General features: G+C 67.3%; 18 protein-coding genes. 1 reads left to right on the plus strand and 17 read right to left on the minus strand.

What is annotated here, in order from left to right:
* Positions 1–29: 29 nt before the first annotated feature.
* From AC23D4_RS11255 to AC23D4_RS11320, 14 genes are all read right to left on the minus strand, one after another.
* The gene (locus AC23D4_RS11255; RefSeq protein ID WP_472887643.1) at positions 30–401 is read right to left on the minus strand and encodes a DUF2149 domain-containing protein; all 372 of its coding nucleotides are present in this window, start codon (positions 399–401) and stop codon (positions 30–32) included.
* Entirely contained in the window at positions 394–909 is a 516-nt protein-coding gene (locus AC23D4_RS11260) for a MotA/TolQ/ExbB proton channel family protein (protein ID WP_472887644.1), read from the minus strand. The genes AC23D4_RS11255 and AC23D4_RS11260 overlap by 8 nt, the downstream gene beginning before the upstream one ends.
* Positions 906–5,093, minus strand: coding sequence for a cobaltochelatase subunit CobN (gene cobN / locus AC23D4_RS11265; RefSeq protein WP_472887645.1), 4,188 nt, complete (start codon positions 5,091–5,093; stop codon positions 906–908). Before cobN ends, AC23D4_RS11260 begins: the two co-directional genes overlap by 4 nt.
* A gap of 1 nt (position 5,094) precedes the next feature.
* On the minus strand, positions 5,095–5,817 hold the full coding sequence (locus AC23D4_RS11270; protein ID WP_472887646.1) for an energy transducer TonB: 723 nt from the start codon (positions 5,815–5,817) through the stop codon (positions 5,095–5,097).
* Positions 5,814–6,179, minus strand: coding sequence for an ExbD/TolR family protein (locus AC23D4_RS11275; protein ID WP_472887647.1), 366 nt, complete (start codon positions 6,177–6,179; stop codon positions 5,814–5,816). Before AC23D4_RS11275 ends, AC23D4_RS11270 begins: the two co-directional genes overlap by 4 nt.
* A gap of 7 nt (positions 6,180–6,186) precedes the next feature.
* The gene (exbB, locus tag AC23D4_RS11280; RefSeq protein ID WP_068167248.1) at positions 6,187–6,612 is read right to left on the minus strand and encodes a TonB-system energizer ExbB; all 426 of its coding nucleotides are present in this window, start codon (positions 6,610–6,612) and stop codon (positions 6,187–6,189) included.
* A gap of 9 nt (positions 6,613–6,621) precedes the next feature.
* Positions 6,622–8,922, minus strand: coding sequence for a TonB-dependent receptor (locus AC23D4_RS11285; protein WP_472887648.1), 2,301 nt, complete (start codon positions 8,920–8,922; stop codon positions 6,622–6,624).
* Positions 8,923–8,968: 46 nt separating this feature from the next.
* Positions 8,969–11,263 carry a TonB-dependent receptor gene (locus tag AC23D4_RS11290; protein WP_472887649.1) on the minus strand — a complete coding sequence of 765 codons (2,295 nt, stop codon included), beginning with the start codon at positions 11,261–11,263 and terminating at the stop codon, positions 8,969–8,971.
* Positions 11,264–11,511: 248 nt separating this feature from the next.
* Positions 11,512–12,147 carry a cyclic nucleotide-binding domain-containing protein gene (locus AC23D4_RS11295; RefSeq protein ID WP_472887650.1) on the minus strand — a complete coding sequence of 212 codons (636 nt, stop codon included), beginning with the start codon at positions 12,145–12,147 and terminating at the stop codon, positions 11,512–11,514.
* Between the two features lie 79 nt (positions 12,148–12,226).
* On the minus strand, positions 12,227–12,616 hold the full coding sequence (locus AC23D4_RS11300; RefSeq protein WP_472887651.1) for a DUF2946 family protein: 390 nt from the start codon (positions 12,614–12,616) through the stop codon (positions 12,227–12,229).
* A 30-nt stretch (positions 12,617–12,646) separates the two neighbouring features.
* Entirely contained in the window at positions 12,647–13,084 is a 438-nt protein-coding gene (locus AC23D4_RS11305) for a hypothetical protein (protein ID WP_487623608.1), read from the minus strand.
* Between the two features lie 32 nt (positions 13,085–13,116).
* Positions 13,117–13,611 carry a copper chaperone PCu(A)C gene (locus tag AC23D4_RS11310; RefSeq protein WP_472887653.1) on the minus strand — a complete coding sequence of 165 codons (495 nt, stop codon included), beginning with the start codon at positions 13,609–13,611 and terminating at the stop codon, positions 13,117–13,119.
* A gap of 40 nt (positions 13,612–13,651) precedes the next feature.
* Positions 13,652–14,305 (minus strand): SCO family protein, encoded by a 654-nt coding sequence (locus tag AC23D4_RS11315; RefSeq protein WP_472887654.1) that lies wholly within the window; start codon positions 14,303–14,305, stop codon positions 13,652–13,654.
* A gap of 62 nt (positions 14,306–14,367) precedes the next feature.
* A complete protein-coding gene (locus AC23D4_RS11320) occupies positions 14,368–14,760 on the minus strand; it encodes a DUF2946 domain-containing protein (RefSeq protein ID WP_472887655.1) in 393 nt (130 codons plus the stop codon).
* 96 nt (positions 14,761–14,856) lie between these two features.
* Here AC23D4_RS11320 and AC23D4_RS11325 point away from each other — a divergent pair, with 96 nt between their 5' ends.
* On the plus strand, positions 14,857–15,501 hold the full coding sequence (locus tag AC23D4_RS11325; RefSeq protein ID WP_472887656.1) for a glutathione S-transferase family protein: 645 nt from the start codon (positions 14,857–14,859) through the stop codon (positions 15,499–15,501).
* Positions 15,502–15,643: 142 nt separating this feature from the next.
* Here the strand turns inward: AC23D4_RS11325 and AC23D4_RS11330 are convergent, their stop codons facing one another.
* From AC23D4_RS11330 to AC23D4_RS11340, 3 genes are read right to left on the minus strand one after another with little or no spacing between them, the layout of a single operon-like run.
* Positions 15,644–16,408: a lysophospholipid acyltransferase family protein gene (locus tag AC23D4_RS11330; protein WP_472887657.1), complete on the minus strand. Its 765-nt coding sequence runs from the start codon at positions 16,406–16,408 to the stop codon at positions 15,644–15,646.
* The gene (locus tag AC23D4_RS11335) at positions 16,405–17,733 is read right to left on the minus strand and encodes a dihydroorotase (protein WP_472887658.1); all 1,329 of its coding nucleotides are present in this window, start codon (positions 17,731–17,733) and stop codon (positions 16,405–16,407) included. The genes AC23D4_RS11330 and AC23D4_RS11335 overlap by 4 nt, the downstream gene beginning before the upstream one ends.
* A 1-nt stretch (position 17,734) precedes the next feature.
* Positions 17,735–18,691, minus strand: coding sequence for an aspartate carbamoyltransferase catalytic subunit (locus tag AC23D4_RS11340; protein ID WP_472887659.1), 957 nt, complete (start codon positions 18,689–18,691; stop codon positions 17,735–17,737).
* Between the last annotated feature and the right edge of the window lies 1 nt (position 18,692).

Below are 18,692 nucleotides of genomic sequence, written 5' to 3' on the forward strand. Positions count from 1 at the left end.
CCACATGCCAGGCGCGCCCCGCGATGCTGTCAACGCGAACCGAGCCGCGCGGCGGTGTCAGTCGGCGGCGTGGTTTCCGGCACGTACACCATGCTGCCGTCCTTCATGCGGTAAGCCACCCCCGCCTTCATGCCCTGGCCTTCGCCGATCTGCCCGGACGACTGGTATTGCTTGAGTTCGTTGCCCTGCTTGACCAGCATTTCCATGTTGGGCTTGCCGGCGTTCTTGATGACCACCACGTCCTGGGTGGCGAACGGATTCAGCGGGTTCTCGACCACAGCCATCAGCAGCACGGCGATCACCACCAGAAACACGTCGATGATGTTGACCACCGACAGGATGGGATCGTCCTCGTCCGAGTCACCCAGGATGTCGAGCTTCATGCGTCGGGCATCAGACATGGGCCACGTCCCCCGCAACGGCGGCGCCGCTGTCGGGCAGGGCCAGCAGCAAGGCGTTGAGCTCTTCCATCAGCCAGCGCCTGCGCACGGTTTGCACCACGAAGGTGATGGCCGCCGCCAGCAGCGCCACGATCACCGCGGCAAAGGCCACCACCAGGTTCTCGGCCATGCCCTTCGTGTTGCCCGCGGCCACCGCCACCAGCGCCGGCCCCATGGGAATCATGGTGGCCACCAGCCCCAGCATGGGGGCCACGCGGCTGACGATGCGCTGCACCTCCAGTTGTTTCAACACATGCAGTTCCAGCCCATCCTCACCCAGGTGGGCGTGGCGCTGCCAGTAACGGTGCAGAGGCCGCAGTCCGTGGGGCCGGCGCGTGCGCGCCAGCAGGTCGATGCTCACCTGTCCCAGGCTGAACAGCGCATACACGAACATCAGACACAACAGCACCAGCACGGGCGTCAGGAAAAACTTCGAAATCTCGTACAGGAAACTCTCAATGGCATTCATGGCTGGGCTTTCAGTGAAACAGGGGGGGTGAAGCGGGCGGTGCGGCGGGCGCGCCAGGTCTGGAACAGCATCCCGGCGAGCACGATGGCCGCGGCCATCCAGCCATAGATCCAGATGAGCTGTTGCACCGGGGTGTCGTGCCGCACTTCGCGCAGCTCCTGCCCGCGCACGGTGGGTGGCTCGGGCACCAGCGGGGGTTTCTGGGGCACATCGGGCGGCCGGGCGGCGGCGGGCCTGGGCGCGGCGGGCTTGCCGGGTGCGCGCGATCCCGCCTGGCTGGCCAGCCCAAAGCCCTGCGCCAGCGCCTTCACGTAGGCCTTGAACGCGTCGTTGGCGGTGAACACGTCGTGCCGGGCCGCCACCTCCTGGTAGACCTGCACCAGCTCGCGCCGGGTCTGTTCGTCGGCCTTCCAGTAGTCCTTGCGGATGGCCTCCAGCATGCGTTCGGCCACCTGGGCCAGCGCCGTCGGGTTGGATTTTTCGAACCACTCGCGCATGCCCAGCTGGTAGCGGTCCTTGACATAGGTCTCATGGAACTCCTGCCACTGGTCATCGCGCACCACATTGCGGTCCATCACCTGCCAGCCCCAGAAATTGTTCACCGTGTTGAGCATCTGCAGCGTGCCCGCATAGCCCTCTTTCTGCATCTCCTTCATCCAGTTGGGGTGCTGGTAGATCGAACGCAGCTCGGTGGCCATGAAGCGCTCCGCCGTCTCCAGCTTGGCCTTGTTCGGGTCGCGCATGTTGGAGATGTAGAGCTGCGGGTTCTGGCCGTCCAGGAACTTCACCGCCTTGGAGATGCCGCCCAGGTACTCGAACGGATGGTCGGTGTCCAGCAGGCCGCGCAGGTTGCTGGAACGCGAGAACACGGCCGCGTTGGTGCCGCGCAGGTGTTCGGCGTAGGCGTTGATCTCCTGGCCCTTGCCGTCGGTGAGCTTGCGGCTCCAGTTCGCGGTGTTGGGGCCGTAGGCCCAGGACATGCGCGACAGGTAGAGCCGTTCCAGCTTGCCATCGCCCTCGTCCCAGGTGTCGGACGCCAGCGAGGCGTCGGTGAGCTTGGTGCTGTAGTCGCCGCTTTCGTTGCCGAAGACCCGCGTCAGCGCGAACTCGCGGGCTTCCTCGGGCTTCACCCCCTGGGCCAGCAGCGCGGCCTGGATGCGCTCGGTGTTGGCCTTGATGAAGTTCTGCTGACCGTCTTCCTTCAAGGCCGCCAGCATGACCACGGCTTCGTTGAAGCGCTCCATCACGTTCGGGAACTGGTCGCGGTACAGGCCGGTGAGCGAGATCACCGCGTCGATGCGGGGGCGCCCGAGTTCCGCCAACGCAATCACCTCCATGCCCACCACACGCCCGCCTTCGTCCCACTGGGGTTTGACGCCCATGGCGTAGAGAATCTGCGCTTCCAGCATGCCCAGATGGCGCATGGTCTCGGTGCTCCACATGGAGAAGGCCAGCTTCTCCGGGAACTTGCCGTGTGTGGCCTGGTAGCTGGTGATGAGCTGCTGCACCGCCTGGCGCCCCGCCTCGTAGGCGGCACGCGTGGGCACACGCCCGGGGTCGAAGCCGTACAGGTTGCGCCCGGTGTGCAGCGCGTCCGGGTTGCGGATCGGGTCACCCCCGTAGGACGGGTCGATCCAGCGCGCCGACAGTCCCTGACTCACGCCCTCGATCTCCCAGGCCGCCCGCAGGTCCACCAGGAACTTGCGCCCGCGCAGCGCCAGCGCGCGCAGCCGCGTGTCGGTGAGCTCGTCCACCGGTCGGTCGGAGAACACGTGGTCCTCCACAAAGCGGTAGGGCCGGGTCTGCTGCAGCGCCTGGTAGTCCCCCTTGAACGCGGCTTTCGCGTTCTTCACGCCGGTCTGTTCGTACAAGGGCTGGCCCAGCATCTGCATCACGTTGCTGATGAGGTGGGCACGCTCGGCGTCCTGGCCCAGGGTGTGCAGCCCCAGTGGCTGCATGGTCGAACCCAGGTCTTCCAGATAGTCCTCGATGTCGCGCAGGAACTTGTCGAAGTTCCGCTCCAGGTCGGCCACCTGCCAGGCCATGTCCTTGTGCATGTTCATCTTCACCGCCTGCTCGATGATGAGCTTGCGGTTGTTGTCCTTCACCAGCCCGCTGTCCAGCGACTGGTACTCGCGGATCAGGTCGTTGATCTTCACGAAGTCGTCGGACAGACCGGCCGGCGCGAACGCGGGCGTCTGGTAGCTCACGATCACGCCGCGCCCCCGGCGCTTGACGTGGATGGCCTCGGCGATGTTGTCCACGATGTACGGGTACACAATGGGCGTGTTGCCCACCAGGATGTTCGGGTCGTCAAACGCCCACAGGCCGCGCTCCTTGCCGGGCGTCCACTCCTGCGTGCCGTGCGTGCCGAAGTGCACGATGGCGCTGACCTTGAACTGCTCGCGCGCCCACAGGTAGGTCGCCATGTAGAAGTGGTTCAGCGGCACCTTGGTGTCGTGAAACAGTTTCTTCTCGTCGTGCGGCCCGGCGGCGCTCTCGCTGCGCATGGGCTGCGGCAGCACCACGAGTTTGCCCAGCTTCATGCGCGGGATCACGAAGCCTGTCACACCGTTCTTCCTGGCGATCCAGACGCTCTGGTCGGCCGGACCCCAGAACTGGTTCACGGCCTGGCGCACCTCGGGCGGCAGCATGGCAAACCAGCGCTGGTAGTCGGCCAGCGGCAGGAAGTCCCAGTGCGCCGTCTTCATGAGTTCCGGCAGCGTGCCGGGGCGGTAGCCCGGGCGCAGCATCTGGCCCACGGCGGCAATGATGTCCTTCTCGGTGGTGCTGTCGAAGGCATAACCCTCGGCCTTGAGCTGCGCCACCAGGTGCTCGATGGAGCGCGGCACGTTCAGGTTGGAGGCGCCCTGGTTTTTTTCCCCCGGCGGGTGGTTCCAGAAAAACAGCGCCACCTGCTTGTCGGCGTTGACCGTGGTCTGCAGGCGCGCCAGGTTCACGGCTTTGCCCACCAGCATGTGCATCTGCTCGGGCATGGGCACCAGTTCACCGCCTTCGTTGGCGGTCAGCACCACCGGGTCCTGCAGGCCGATGTACTCGGCGTTCGTCAGCGTGAACGGCAGGTAGAAGCTGTTCACGCCCACCGTATCTTTGCGGTACTCGGCACGCGTGCCGCTGCGGTAGGCGAGCACGTTGATGACCGGCACCCCCATGGCCTTGTGCCAGGCCTTGCGCGCCTCGGGGTCCACGCCCAGGAAGGTGTTGACCAGCAGCACCTGCGGCAAGACCTTGCCCTCGTGGGTGATGAGTGGCTCGTTCACGGCCACGGCGGCGAGTTCCCTGGGATTGGGAAAGCCAGCGCCCTGCACGGCCACCGCGGGCACCCCGCTGGCCCCTGCCGCGGCCGGGCGCCCGCCGCCACCGCCACGCGGCGGTCGACCGGCAGCCTCGGCTTGGCCCGTGGCCGCTGCCTCACGCCCTGCGCGGGCCACGCGCGAGCTGCGGTAGAACATCAGTGGCAGGGCACCGGCCTGCTCGATGGCCTGCACGGTTTCGTCCAGCATGCGCTGCTGGCCGTCGGAGATGTGGCTGGACGACATCTCGATGCCGATCACCGGCAGGCCCTGCCATGAGCGCCCCGCCTTGGTCGCCCACCACGCCAGGTACTGCGGCAGTTGCTCGAACACCAGCCTGTCGTGGCCGGGGTGGTAGATGCCGCCATCGGGCAGCGCCAGTGGTGGCGCGATGGCGCTCGGGTCGCCGCCCTGGAGGATGGCCTGCAGGTACTGAAACAGCCGCTGGTGGTTGATGCGCGTGCCGCCCACGTAGTAGTCGAACACGCGCTGCGCCTGTTCCTTGTCCATGTGGATGGCACGCAGGCGCACCGGCGGACTCATGACGTTGATGCTGGCGGTGGGCAGGCTCAGCTCGCGCAGCCGCTGGCCGGCCACGCGCTCGATCTGTGCCTGATCGTCGCTGCGCGGCGCGTCGATCAGCACGAGGCGCGCGCCGTCGAGCACACGCCGCGCGCCGGCCTCGCCCTCGGCGTCCACCTGCGTCCACGCGAGCTCGATGCCTTGCTCCCTGGCCACCGCTTCCATGAGCTTGAACTTGCGTTCCAGCACGAACTGGGTGGAGAGGATGGCCACCTTGTCCGCGGCCTGCGCCCAGGGCCCCACCAGCGCCAGCAGCGCCAGCAGGGCGCACAAGAAGAGACGTTTCATCTCAGGATTCCTTGAATTCGTAAGCAATGGGAATGCGCAGTTGCGCCACGCGGCCGGGCTGGTGCGTGGCGCGGACCACATCCGCGGCCTGGCGCACCAGTTGCAACGCGGCCTCGTCCAGCGCCTTGAAGCCCGAGCCGCTGGCCACGAAACAATCCAGCAACTCGCCCTGAGCGGAAAAATGCGCCTCTACCGTCACCAGGCCCTCCTGACCCATGCGCCGCGCCACCAGGGGGTATTGCTTGTGCTGGAGCAGGGCGGCCTCCAGCAGGCCTTCCCAGCGCGCCTGCTGCCCCGCCAACTGATTGGCGCTGGGCGGTGCTGGCGCCACCAGCGCCGGTGTGGCGGCGCGAGGAGCCTCGGTGTTCACCGTCGCCACGGGCGCGGCCGGGATCACCGTGTCGGCGGCCGTTGCCACGGCATCGGGGTAGGGCTGGATGGCGGGCGCGACCCGCGGCGCCGGCGGCTGGGGCGCCGGCTGGACACGGGCGGGGGGTCGTGGTTTGACCTCGGGCGGCGCGGGGGCAGGCGGTGACGGTTGCACTGCCGGCTCGGGCGGTTGCTCCGCCGCCCACTGGATGGCCATGTCCAACTGCGTGGACGGCGGGATCGGCGCCGGGCTGTGGGCCATCCCCCAGGCGAGGGCCGCGACCAGCGCGGCATGCAACACGACCGAGCGGCCCCAGTCGTGCCAATGCAAGCGGTGCGATGCGGTGGCATTCATGAGCGCTTGACCTCCAGGCTGACCTGCTTGAAACCCAGCGACTTGACCCTGTCCACCAGGTCCACAAAGCTGCTCAGCGCCAGGCGCCCGTCGGCGCGCACCACCACCGGCGTGCTGCGCGGCTGCGGGTCGAGTGCCGCCGCCAGGTCGCTCACCGGCTGGTCGTTCAGGTACAGGGTCTGGTGTTGTGTGTAGGTCAGCACCAGTGGTGCGGTGGGGGAAGCCGCAGCGGACCTGGCGACCGCCAGGTCCACGGGGATGCGCCCGTTCACCACGAAGGTGGCCGTGGTGAGCACGATGGTGAGCAGCACCAGCATCACGTCCACGAGGGGCACGACGTTGATTTCGTCGATCTCGTCCATGGCGCCGTCAGCCCCCGTGGGCCTCGTCGAAGTCCGTCAGGCGCTCCCGCACGCGGCGGCGCAAGGCGTTGTTCAGCGCCACGCAGGGGATCGCGACCACGATGCCCGCGGCTGTGGCCTTGAGCGCCAGTGCCAGCCCGGTCATGATGGATTTCACGTCCATCTCGCCCGTGGCGCCCAGGGTCTGAAAGGTGAGCATGATGCCCAGCACCGTGCCCAGCAGCCCGAGGTAGGGCGCGTTCGAAGCCACGGTCCCGATGACGTTCAGGCGCCGCGTGAGGTCGCTCTCCAGCCGGGCGCGACTGGTGTAGCCACGCGCATCGATCCGGCGGAAGAAGCGCTGCCGCTCCAGCGCGATGGCCACCACCGCCACGCTGAGCAGCAGCAGGATGCCGAACACGGCGTATTCCACGAGGGGGCGAAGTCCTTGCATGGAACCTCCTCAGAAACGCAGGGCCATCCCGACGCGCCGGACGCGTCCCGGGTCGACGGTGATGGACATGTCCTCCGCGTTGTACCGGCCGTCGTACCGGAAGTTGGTGGCATAGCTCTGCGAGTCGTTGGTGCCGCGGGCGATGGTGTAGTGGCGCTTGTCGAACACGTTGTCGATGCGCATGAAGGCGCTCAGCGTGGCCCCGCTGAGCCAGCTGGTCTTGCGCACGTAGTCGGCCATCAGGTTGAACACCGTGCGGCCCGGCCATTTTTCCTGGTTGATTTCGTCGGCCCAGGCGGTGGCGCGGTGGTCGAGTTCGGCCGACAGCTTCCAGGCCGGGTCCGGCTTCCACGACGTGCGCAGGTTGACGGCATGGGGCGGCACGCGGGGCACCTTGTTGCCAGTGTTGTTGTAGGGCACGAGCTGGTAGCAGTTGTTCCAGTTGGGGTTGGGACCCGCGCACGCGCCGGTGCCGACCAGCGTGCCGCGCGGATTGCCCTGTGCCAGCAGGAACTGGTCGTACCGGGTGAAGGTCGAGTCCAGGTAGGTGTAAGCCAGGTCCCAGCTCCAGGCCGGCGAGATCGAAGACTGCAGCGCCAGTTCCAGGCCACGCGAGCGCGCGCCGCCGATGTTTTCGTAGCGCGCGATGTTGGCGGCGTTGCCGTTCGAATACTGGCCGTTGGTGTCCAGGATGAAGTCCTTGCGGTCGATCTGGAACACCGCGGCCTGCAGGCTGGCCTCGCGCTCCAGCAGCGTGAAGGTCTTGCGCATGCCGACCTCGAAGTTGGTGGCCTGCTCCGTCTTCAGGTCGGGGTTGTTGGCCACGCTGCCCGAGGGGTTCTGGCTGCCGCGGTAGAGCTGGTCCACCGTGGGGGCGCGAAAGCCGGTGGAGATGTTGCCGAACAGCACGGTGTTGGCCAGGCCGCTCCAGCTCAGGCCCAGGCGCGCGCTGTCGGCGTCGAAGGTCTTGCGTTCGGCGATGGCCGAGTTGCGGTTGCCGGACACCGGCTTGGCGTCGTAGTCGAGCTCGATGCGGTCGTGGCGCAGGTTGCCGGTCAGTGTCCAGTCCGTGGCCAGACGCCACTGGCCTTCGCCGTAGAGCGCCTGCACGTTTTCGCCGGTGCGGTCGTCGGAGAACACGGTGCCCGCCGCCGTGGGCCTTTCCATGGGGCTCGGGCTGTTCCTGTAGCCGACCATGGCATGGGTCTTGTTCAGGTATTCGTTGCGTTTGAACTCCACGCCGCCCATCCAGGCCATCGGGCCCGTGGTGGTGCGCAGCTCGCTTTTCACGCCGCGCTGGGTCTGGTGGTAGTCGTTGAACGTGGTGTAGGCGTCGGGGCTGGAGACGGGGGCACCGGTGGAGCTGAAGCGTTGCGGTGCCGACCAGAACTGGGTGTGATCCCGGTACTGGTAGGCCAGCGCCAGCAGGTTGGTGCGGTCGGACAGGTCGTTGGAATAGGTGAGGTTCACACGCTCCAGGTCCACGTCGAAGTGGCGCGCGTAGTCGCGGCCCAGCGTGCCCTTGGGGTCGAGCGCGGCCTGCGTCACGCCGGTCACGGTGCCGTGCTTGTCGCGAAAGCGGTCTTCCTTTTCCAGGCCCAGGGTCAGGTCGGAGTGGCCATTCAGCAACCAGCGCAGGTTGCCCGCGATCGCCTGGGACTTGTAGTTCGACTGGAAGTGGTAGTCATCGGCCTTGCGCTGGGACAACTGCAGGTGGCCCGACCAGTCGTCGCTCGCGCGGCCGATGCGCGCGAGCTCGCGCTGGTAGCCATAGGCCCCCACATCGGTCTCGACGGACACGCCTTTGTTGGTGGCGCCACGCTTGGTGGTGATGATGACCGCGCCAGCGAGCGCGTCCTCGCCGAACAGGTAGGACGCGCCGCCTTTGATGACCTTGATGCTCTCGATGTTGTCCAGGTTGATGTTGACCTTGCCGGTGCGCTCGAACACCGGCACGCCGTCGATGACGATGGCCACGCCCGGCTTCTCGCCCATGTACCGCTGGTTCTCCACACCGCGGAACTTGATCTTCAGGTCGTCCCCACCCTGCGTGTCGATGGTCACGCCCGGAATGGCCTTGAGCACCTGCACCAGGTTGTCGGCATGCTGTGCCTCGATCTCGCGCCCGGACAGACTCACCGTGCTGGTCGGTTCGCGTGTGCTGTCGCCAAAGCGGTCGTCGATGGTGGAGCCGGTCACGGTGGTCTGGCGCAGGGTCTGCGTCGGGGTCGGGCCGGTCTGCGCCCAGGTGCCCGGGGCGGCCAAGGCCGCGACGGCGGCGGCCAGGAGGGTTATTTGGGTGGTCTTCATCTGGAAACCTGTCTGGTTTTTGGGGGAAGGGTTTGGGTTTTGAGGCTCAGAACTTCAGGTTCACGCCCGCGTACAGCGTGCGGCCCATGCCCGGCACCGCCGTGCCCCACTGCGGGTAGTTGGGCAGCATGGGGTTGCTCATCGTGGTGCCCTGGCCGACGTAGGCGCCGCCCGTGGGCAGGCCGTAGAACTTGTCAAACAGGTTCTCGATGCCGAAGTCCAGCCGCACCGTTTTCCACGAATAGCTGCCGCGCAGGTGGACCAGCCCGTAGCCCGGCGTCCGGATTTCGTTGCGCACCGATGACACGGTGGTCTTGGCCTTCACCGCCACCAGTTCCAGGCTGTTGTCCCAGCCGCCGGTCTTGTGGGTCAGCGCCAGCTTGCCGTTGAGCGGCATCACGTTGTAGAGCCCATCGCCGGTGTCGAGGTTTTTCCCGTTGGTGACGTTCACCAGGCCCTTGACGCCCCAGTCACCCAGCGCGTTGTTGGCCAGCGGCGCGTGTCCGGCCAGGTCCACGCCAAACAGGCGCGCGGTCTGGTTGGTGTAGCGCAGCACGCTGAACTTGTTTTTCACCGGGGTCGCTACGGCCTTGTTAGAAACAGCGTCCCACTGCACCGCGTCGATGTAGTCGCTGACGCGCGTGTAGTACGGCGTGGCCTGGAAGCCCCAAGTCTTGTCGGCAGCGTGCCAGTCGAACGTGGCAGACAGCGTGTTGGCCTTCTCGGGTTTCAGGTCGAGGTTGCCGACGTAGCCGTTGCCGTCGCCCACGAAGTTGTTCATCAGTGCCGCCATCTGCCAGGTGGACCAGGGGAAACGTTCGTAGACGTTGGGCGAGCGCTCCTTGTGGGCGAAACCGAACTCGATCTCGACCTGCTCGCTGGCGGTGTAGCGCGCCAGGGCTGTGCCGTCGACGTTGGTGTCGGTCGAGCGGTGATCTCGGGCGTTGAAGGCGTTGGCGTCGCGCGCCTGGAAGCCCATGCCGGCCGGGTTGTAGCCGACCGCGCTCCCAGCGTCCATCTTCACCTGCTCCACACGCGCACCGACCAGCGTCATCCACTGCGCGCTCGGTCGCGACTCCCATTCGCTCCAGAGCCCGGTGCGGTCGCGCTTGCCGTCGCGGATGTTCCAGAAGGTGCCGGGGTACATGCCGCCGCCCGAGGGCGTCCACCAGTCGTTGATGCGGTAGCGCTGCAGATCGGCGCCCGCGCGCAGGCGGTCGGTTTCGCCCAGGGGCAGCTCGCCCTTGACGCTGAAGCCGGTGGTCTTGCCCTCGGTGAACATGGGCATGCCGGCGGCGCATGAGGCGCTGATGGGGCTGCAGGGGGCGCCGTTGACCACCATCGGTCCGCCCGAAGCGGTGCCGTACCAGTAGCGCTTGTCGGCGCCGAAGTCCATGAAGTGGTCCACGGTCTCGTGGTAGACGCGCGCTTCCAGCGTGCCCCAGTCGAGCTGGCCGGTGTAGCTCAGGTTGATGCTCTTCTGGTCGTTGTCGAGCAGGTCCATGCGCTGGTTCGGGTAGAGCTGGTAGGGCATGTCCTGCACCCCCAGCTTCGCCTCGAACAGGTGCGCGTCCTGCTTGAAGGCCAGGCCCAGGGTGTGGTTGCGCGTCTCGTAGGCGGTGGAGCCCACTTCGTCGCGCGCCAGCGTGTGGCCCGGCCGGCCGGTGAAGTCGTAGGTCTTGAAGTCACCGCCCGCCGTGTAGTTGTCGGCCTGGCTGGTGGCGCCGCTGTAGCTGACGTTGAGCTGCTCGGTGGCCAGCGTGGCTGAGAGGTTCAGGCCCCGCGCGCTGTTGTTGCTGCGGTAGAAGGCGCCCACCTCGCCTTCACGGAGGGGCGCCTGCCCGGGCTGCGCAAATTTTGGCGCGCGCGTCTCGGCCAGGATGCTGCCGCCGATGCTGTCGCCGCCAGCACTCACCGGCGAGATGCCAGCGTACACCTTGAGCGAACCGAGCTGCGAGGGGTCGATGTAGGAGAGCGCGGGATTCATGTGGTTCGGGCAGGAAGCGATCAGGTCCATGCCATCGACCTGGATGCGCAACCGGTCGTCGGCCAGACCGTGCATCGAAGGCAGGCTCGACACACCACCCGCCCCATTGAGGCTCACGCCGGGGGTGTCCTGCAGCAGGCGGGCGGTGTCGCTGGTGGCCGCGCGCTGCGACTGCAGGCTGGCCGGGTCCACGGGGGTGGCGCCGGGCAGCGCGTCCTGGTCGGCACGGACGGTCACGGTTGGCAAGGTGCTGACGGCGGCGTCCTGCGCCAGCGCCTGGCTGCACAGCAGGCTCAGTGCGGGCATGGCCAGCGCCATGGCGCGGTGGAAGTGGGACGGGCGGAGATCGGTCATGGAGAGTCCTGGTTGTTGAAGTCAAAAAAAGGAAAGCGAATGGATGCAGCGACGTGGTCAGCGGCGAACATGCCTGGGCGCGGTGCGGGCGCAGTGGTACCTCGCTCCGGGCGGGCAGCTCCCGCGCAGGGACGGTGCACAGGCACCCGGCGTCACCGTCCATCCGCATCCGGTGGATCGCCCCGCGTGCTGCGCGCACGATCCGTACAGCGGAGCGTCAGTGGCCGAGGTGTGTGGTCAGAGGGGCGTCACGCGGCCACGCCGAGCGGTGCCGCGTTGGCCGCCCAGGCCGTGGCCAAGCGCGCGGGCGCTGTGCTCGACCAGTCGCGAACGGCGCGCACCGGTCCGCGCTTGCGGCTGCGCGGGGGCAGCAGTTGCGCCAGGGCGCGGCAGACGGTTTCGGTCTTGGCGTCCACCAGCAGGGCCACCTCGCGCAACGTGGGCAGGGCCTCGCGCACCGCATCAGCCTGGCCCATCCGGCCGGCTTCATGAACCGCGCGGTCCAGCCCCATCAGGCCCAGCAGATGGGTCAGACGCTGCTGCACGTTGCCGCTGCGCAGTTGGGCCATGTCCTGGCTGCGGTCCAGTTGCTGCAGCAGGGCCTGCTGCAGCAAGGGTTCGGGCGCGGCATCCGGGCGCACCGGCTCCAGGCGGCAACGCGTGAACGCGCTGGCGCTGAGCTGGTAGGGCTGGCCACACAGGGACTCGGCGCCGATCAGGTCGCCCGGCAGGGCCAGTTGCACCGGCTGGCGGATCGGGCCACTGTCGCGGTCCAGGTGCACGACACCTTCGACCACGCGCCACACAGGACCGGATTCACCGGCGAGAAAAATCGACTGGTTGCTGGCGCAGTCCAGCGCCACGGAAGAGACGGTTGAAGTCATGAAAAGCTCCTGAGACATGCCGGTGGAACCCACCGGCCTCTGAACCAGCGACCCCACTCCTTGGGGTCGCGCGACGGGTTCAGCTCAGCAGCGGGGGCCCGCGTGCGCCGGGGCTGGGCGCGGCCAGGTCGTGTTGGATGGCGGCCAGGTGCCGCGGGGTAGCCCAGGCGCCTTCTGCCGTTGGCAGCACCGGCAGCGTGGGCAACAGGGGCGCAAAACGTTCGGCCGCCAGAGCGCAATGGCCGCAATCGTCCAGGGCGTGCAGCAGGTCGTCGGCACTGAGCGGATCGGCCCCAACCTCCTCGGCCGTCAACTGGACCCATTGCATGCCCTGCGAGGTGCAAAGCTCCACCCAGTCGCCCGCCACCCCAGTGCTGGCCAGCGCGCGCGAGACGGCGGGCGCGAGCACGGCCAGCAGCATCGCGGCCAGCAGGCCGCGCGCCAGGGCACGCATCAGACGGGTGGACATGGGTGGCGTTTCAGTCAGCGCAGATGCCGGTCAGCGCAGGCCGTCGAGGTAGAGCTGGCTGATCTGGGTGAACTGCTCGGCGCTCATGATCTTGCGCAGGGCCTCCACACAACGCTCACGGCCCTTGAAGTGCTCGACCTCGGCTTCGGCGATCTGCTTCATCAGCGCTTCACGATTCGCGGGGGGCTGGTTGTCCAGGATCGCCATGCGCAGTTCGCCGCGCAGCGTCAGGATCTTTTTCTGCAGCGCCACGCGGCCGGGCATGGCCTGCTTGCGGTAGTCGTCCAGCGCCTGGATCTGCTCGGCTGTGAGCTTGAGGTCGGCCTCGTGCTTCAGGGTCAGCGGCATCAGCTCGACCACGGGTATGGCGCCGTCGCCGGGCACGGATTTGGCCACGGCCAGCCCGCTGCCCAGCACCAGGGCCAGAGCAAGGGCGGCATGACGAAGGGTGGAAGATGAAAAGTTCATGGAGTCGCTCCCGGAGTGGTCGTAGGACATGCTCAGTGTTTGTGTTCCATGCCGGGCTTCATGTCGGCGCCCGGCTTCATGGGCATGGGTGCATTGCCGCCTCCCAGCGCGGTCACCGGCGCCTTGACTTCCTGTTTGAAGCGCTGCTTGCTGGCGTCTTCGAACACCAGGGTGAGGGGCACGCTCTCGCCGCCCTTGAGCGGCTGTTTCAGGTCCATCAGCATCACGTGAAAGCCGCCGGGCTTGAGCTCCGTGGTGCGGCCAGCGGCCAGGTCCAGACCCGGTATCTGCCGCATCTTCATGACGTCGTTTTCCATCGCCATTTCGTGGATTTCCACCACGCCGGCCACGGGCGACTCGACCGCCACCAGACGGGCGTTGGCCGAGGGCGTGAGGCGCATGAAGGCGCCCGATGCCTTTTGCGTGGCCACGGTGCCGCGCACCCAGGCGTCTTCGACCTTGACCGTGGTTTGCGCCCAGGCACCGGCGGTGACGGCGAGCAGCGAAGCGATGAGCAGTTTTTTCATGATGACTCCAGTTGAATTGGCGTTGAGAAAAAGGAAAACGTCAGACCGGCTTGTCGGCCAGCAGTTGCCGGATGTCGGCGGTGTAGTCGTCGGCGGTCTGTTCGTGGCGCAGCACCACGCGGATGTGGCCTTCACGGTCGAACAGGTAGCTCAGCGCGGTGTGGTCCATGGTGTAGGTGCTGCCGGTGGGCACCTTCTTGTAATAGACCCGGAATTCGTCGGCCACCGCCTTGATCTGCGCGGGGCTGCCGGTGAGCGCCATGAACGAGGGGTCGAACGCGGCCATGTAGTCGCGCAGCAGCTCGGGCGTGTCGCGCTCCGGGTCCACGGTGACAAAGATCACCTGCAGCTGTGCGGCGTCGGCGCCGAGCTGCTGCTTGACGGCAGCGGCCCGCGTGAGTGCGGTGGGGCACACGTCCGGGCACTGCACGAAGCCGAAGTACAGCATCACCACCCGACCGCTGTAGTCGGCCAGGGTGCGCGACTGGCCGTTGAAATCGGTCAGTGTGAATCCCCGGCCATAGGGCGCGCCGCTGATGTCGATGCCTTTGAAGGCGGCGGCAGGCGGTTTGCTCAGCGGCTGGTCACAGCCGGCCAGCAGGCCACCGAGCGCGGCCGCAGCCAGCCAGGCGTTGACGCGGCGGCGGGACGGCGCCTGGAGCGCCTGAGAAGCAAAACGGGAGCGTTGAGGCATGGGGCCTCCTGAACGTCATGGAACACACGCAGCACCGGTCAAGGTGCGCAGCCGTGGTGAAGTCAGGAAGCGAGCGGGGGGCCGCGGGCCTGGGGCGCGGCCCAGACGACGGAAGGCTCTGAGGAGCGAGAAAAAGCCGGCACCGGATCGGCCGGGGCATCCAAAAAGCCCGCAACGTGGGCCACGGGTGGCAGGCCGGCAGCCCCGCCGTGCAGGTTGCACCAGGGGCAATGCTGGGACGCGTCGGACATGGGTTCGTCCATGCCCGCATCGACCGCCCCGGACCCGTCGGCCTTGACCCAGAGCATGCCGCTGGCGCTGCAGACCTCGACCCAATCGGCGCGGTCCGAAGAGGCCACCATGGCCTGGGCCACGGCCGGCGCCAGCGCACCAAACACCATGACCAGCATGGCAAGCCATGAGGTCAGTCGGCGGTGGGCGCGTACGAAATGCATGCCGAGAGTCTATCAGCGACGGGTCAAATGCGCGACCCTGCGGTGTCCGGGTCGCCGATACGATGGGCGCTCGACAAGACCACAACGGAGACTTTCATGCTCACACTCTGCGGCTTCGCGGCCAGCAACTACTACAACAAAGTCAAGCTCGCCCTGCTCGAAAAAGGCGTGCCTTTTGAGGAAGAACTGGCCTGGGTGGGCGAGACCGACCAGGCCGCCAGCCCGCTGGGCAAGGTGCCCTATCTGAAGACCGACGAGGGCACGCTCTGCGAGTCCACCGTGATGCTCGAATACATCGAGGCCAAGTACCCGCAGCAACCGCTGCTGCCCGCCGATCCGTTTGCCGCGGCCAAGGTCCGCGAACTGCTGCGCTACCTGGAACTGCACCTGGAGCTGGTCGCGCGCAACCTCTACCCCGAGGCCTTCTTCGGCGGCAAGATCAGCGACGCGGCCAAGGAAAAAACCGGTCAGCAGCTGGAGAAGAACATCGCGGCCTTCGCCAAGCTGGCGAAGTTTTCACCGTTCATCGCAGGCGACAGCTTCACCCTGGCCGATGTGGCTGCTGCCGTGCACCTGCCCCTGGTGAGTGGCGCGACCCGGATCATCTATGGCCGCGACTACCTGGCCGACCTGCCCGTGCGCGACTACCTCAAGCGCCTGGGCGAACGGCCCGCCGTGCAGAAGGTCAACGCCGACCGCAAGACCAACACCGAACTGATGATGCAGCGCGTGAAGGGCTGAACTGAAACACCCCCGCAGCGCTTCGCGCTACCCCCTCAAGGGGGCGGCACTGGCCGTCCGGCAAAGCCGGCCCGGCGGTGCCCTGAGCTGCACCCTTTCATGCGTCGGGGTGGATCTCCGGTGCCATGGAAAACGGGTCGGTTCACATTTCTAGTGGCGCCAGCCCCAGCATCTGCTCCACCTCGGTGCGCACGTCCTGCGCCCAGGCCCGCCGGTCGCGCCCCTGAAAGAACTGGGGTTCGCCGTAGTGCACCACGGCCTGCAGATCCTGGGCGCGCAGCGTGCTCCAGATCGAGGCGACCAGCGTGGTGTCACCAATGAACAGCGGGGCGTCGCTGCGCTCGCCGCTGGCGCCATCCGCATAGGCCATGGCGACCGGCAGCACCGGCGCATTGGCCGAGATCGCCGCCTGGAACAGGTTGGCGTGAAAGGGCAACAGCGAACGGCCGTCGCCCGTGGTGCCTTCGGGAAACACGGCGATGGTGTCGTGGGCGCGCAGGCGTTCGGCCATCTGGTGCACCACCCGCATGGCGTCACGCCGGTTCTCGCGCTCGATGTAGAGCGTGCCCGCGCCGGTGATGAGTGCACCCAGAACCGGCCAGTGTTTCACGTCGGCCTTGGACACGAAGCGCGCCGGCTGCGCGGCGTTCATGACCACGATGTCGAGCCAGGAAATGTGGTTGGCCACCAGCAGCACCGGCCCGTTCGCGGGCGGCGTGCCACGCACCACCAGCTCCACGCCCATGATGCGCAACATCTGGCGCGACCATTCGCGCACCATCAGCGCACACTGGTCGGGCGTGAGCTGCCCGAACTCGCTGCGGATGATCCACAGGCCGCGCAGCACATGGCCGAGGGCGCGAACGGCCCGCCACAGCGCTGCCAGGCGCGACCCGCGTTCGCTCACACCGGTGCCGCGGCCGGGCTCCGCTCGTGCGCGACATAGCCGGCCACCAGCGTGGCGCGCACACGCACCGGCATTTGATGGCCGCCAAACGGCGTGTGTTTGCCCTGGCTGCGCAACGCCTCCGGCTCCACACGCCAGCTGGCGTTGGGATCGAAGATGCACAGATCGGCCTGCCCCCCCACGGTCAGCTGGCCCACGCTGTGCTGCAGCGTGCCCAGGCTGTTGCCCAGCACCGCCTGCGGACCGGTGGTCAGCACGGTGAGGGCCTGCATCAGGCCCAGGCCATCCTGTTGCGCCCATTTGCAGGCCAGGCCGAGCAGCAATTCGACGGCGGTGGCGCCGGGTTCGGCTTCGGCGAAGGGCAACACCTTGGCGTCGGCGTCCACCGGGTTGTGGTCGGACACCAGCGCATCGATGCTGCCATCGGCCAGGCCCGCTCGCATCGCATCGCGGTCGCGCTGCTGGCGGATCGGCGGCTGCAGGCGCAGGCGGCTGTCGTAATAACCGATGTCCACATCGGTCAGGTGCAGGTTGTGCACGCTCACGTCGCAGCTCACGGGCAGGCCTTCGGCCTTGGCCTGGCGCACCAGCGCCAGCCCGGCGGCGCTGCTGATGCGGCACAGATGCACACGCGCTTCGCTGCCCTTGCCGTGCACCGAGCGCAGCAGTTCGAACAGCGTGTGCAGCGCGATGGTCTCGGCCATCACCGGAATGCCGGCCAGGCCCATGCGTGTGGCCAGCGGGCCGCTGGCGGCCACGCCCTTGCCGAGCCAGAAGTCCTGCGGACGCAGCCAGACGGTGTAGCCAAAGGTGGCGGCGTACTGCAGCGCGCGCTGCAACACTTGCACGTTGACGATCGGCACCTCGGCCTGGCCGAAGCCGATGCAGCCGGACTCGGTGAGTTCGGCCATCTCGGTGAGCTCTTCGCCCTTCAGCCCCCGGGTGAGCGCACCCAGCGGAAACACGCGCGCCTGGTGCAGTTTTTCGGCACGGAACTTGAGCATGTCCACCAGGCCGGGTTCGTCCAGCACCGGATCGGTGTCGGGCGGGCAGACCAGCGAGGTCACGCCCCCGGCCACGGCCGCGGCCATTTCGCTTTCCAGCATGGCGGCGTGCTCCTGGCCAGGCTCGCGCAAGCGCACCGCCAGGTCCACCAGGCCAGGGGCGACCACACAGCCGCTGGCGTCGATAGTGCGGTTGGCATGGAAATCGGGCGCCACGTTGCCGATGGCGATGATGCGACCGGCTGCGATGGCGATGTCGGCCAGTTCGTCGCGGCCGGTGGCCGGGTCCATGACACGGCCGTTTTGAATCAGGATTTTCATGTTATGCCTCGTTCCCGGCGACGATGCCCATCACCGCCATGCGCACCGCAATACCAAAAGTGACCTGCGGCAGGATCACGCTCTGCGGTCCATCGACCACCGCCGAATCGATCTCCACGCCGCGGTTGATCGGCCCCGGGTGCATGACGATGGCGTCCGACTTGGCCCAGCGCAGGCGCTCGGGCGTGAGGCCAAAGCTCTTGAAATACTCCTGGCTCGACGGCAGCAGCGCGCCGCTCATGCGTTCGTTCTGCAGGCGCAGCGTGATCACCACGTCGCAGTCCTTGATGCCTTCTTCCAAGGTGTGGCAGACGCGCACACCCATCTGCGACAGATCACCCGGCACCAGGGTGCGCGGGCCGACCACACGCACGTCCGGGCAGCCCAGCGTGGTCAGCGCATGGATGTCGGAGCGCGCCACGCGCGAGTGCAGCACGTCGCCCACGATGGCCACCGAGAGCTGGGTGAAGTCTTTTTTGTAGTGCCGGATGGTGTACATGTCCAGCAGGCCCTGCGTGGGGTGGGCATGGCGGCCGTCACCGGCATTGATCACGTGCACGTGCGGCGCCACGTGCTGCGAGATCAGGTAGGGAGCACCCGACTCGCTGTGCCGCACGACGAAGATGTCGGCCGCCATCGCAGAGAGGTTGGCGATGGTGTCGAGCAGCGACTCGCCCTTGGCGGTGGAGCTGCGCGCGATGTCCAGCGTGTACACGTCGGCCGACAGGCGCGTGGCCGCGATGTCGAAAGTGGTGCGCGTGCGGGTGCTGTTCTCGAAGAACAGGTTGAACACGCTCTTGCCACGCAGCAGCGGCACCTTTTTGACCTCGCGGTTGCTCACGCTCACGAAGTTGGCCGCGGTGTCGAGAATTTTGGTGAGGATGTCGCGCGACAGGCCTTCGGTGGACAGCAGGTGAATGAGTTCACCGTTCTTGTTGAGTTGGGGGTTCTTGGCCACG

Source organism: Hydrogenophaga sp. L76 (assembly GCF_057654755.1).

Excerpts from the sequence above, each read along its gene's own strand:
- AC23D4_RS11255 (WP_472887643.1), bottom strand. The coding sequence starts at position 401 with ATGTCTGATGCCCGACGCATGAAGCTCGACATCCTGGGTGACTCGGAC.
- AC23D4_RS11260 (WP_472887644.1), bottom strand. The coding sequence starts at position 909 with ATGAATGCCATTGAGAGTTTCCTGTACGAGATTTCGAAGTTTTTCCTG.
- cobN (WP_472887645.1), bottom strand. The coding sequence starts at position 5,093 with ATGAAACGTCTCTTCTTGTGCGCCCTGCTGGCGCTGCTGGCGCTGGTG.
- AC23D4_RS11270 (WP_472887646.1), bottom strand. The coding sequence starts at position 5,817 with ATGAATGCCACCGCATCGCACCGCTTGCATTGGCACGACTGGGGCCGC.
- AC23D4_RS11275 (WP_472887647.1), bottom strand. The coding sequence starts at position 6,179 with ATGGACGAGATCGACGAAATCAACGTCGTGCCCCTCGTGGACGTGATG.
- exbB (WP_068167248.1), bottom strand. The coding sequence starts at position 6,612 with ATGCAAGGACTTCGCCCCCTCGTGGAATACGCCGTGTTCGGCATCCTG.
- AC23D4_RS11285 (WP_472887648.1), bottom strand. The coding sequence starts at position 8,922 with ATGAAGACCACCCAAATAACCCTCCTGGCCGCCGCCGTCGCGGCCTTG.
- AC23D4_RS11290 (WP_472887649.1), bottom strand. The coding sequence starts at position 11,263 with ATGACCGATCTCCGCCCGTCCCACTTCCACCGCGCCATGGCGCTGGCC.
- AC23D4_RS11295 (WP_472887650.1), bottom strand. The coding sequence starts at position 12,147 with ATGACTTCAACCGTCTCTTCCGTGGCGCTGGACTGCGCCAGCAACCAG.
- AC23D4_RS11300 (WP_472887651.1), bottom strand. The coding sequence starts at position 12,616 with ATGTCCACCCGTCTGATGCGTGCCCTGGCGCGCGGCCTGCTGGCCGCG.
- AC23D4_RS11305 (WP_487623608.1), bottom strand. The coding sequence starts at position 13,084 with ATGAACTTTTCATCTTCCACCCTTCGTCATGCCGCCCTTGCTCTGGCC.
- AC23D4_RS11310 (WP_472887653.1), bottom strand. The coding sequence starts at position 13,611 with ATGAAAAAACTGCTCATCGCTTCGCTGCTCGCCGTCACCGCCGGTGCC.
- AC23D4_RS11315 (WP_472887654.1), bottom strand. The coding sequence starts at position 14,305 with ATGCCTCAACGCTCCCGTTTTGCTTCTCAGGCGCTCCAGGCGCCGTCC.
- AC23D4_RS11320 (WP_472887655.1), bottom strand. The coding sequence starts at position 14,760 with ATGCATTTCGTACGCGCCCACCGCCGACTGACCTCATGGCTTGCCATG.
- AC23D4_RS11325 (WP_472887656.1), top strand. The coding sequence starts at position 14,857 with ATGCTCACACTCTGCGGCTTCGCGGCCAGCAACTACTACAACAAAGTC.
- AC23D4_RS11335 (WP_472887658.1), bottom strand. The coding sequence starts at position 17,733 with ATGAAAATCCTGATTCAAAACGGCCGTGTCATGGACCCGGCCACCGGC.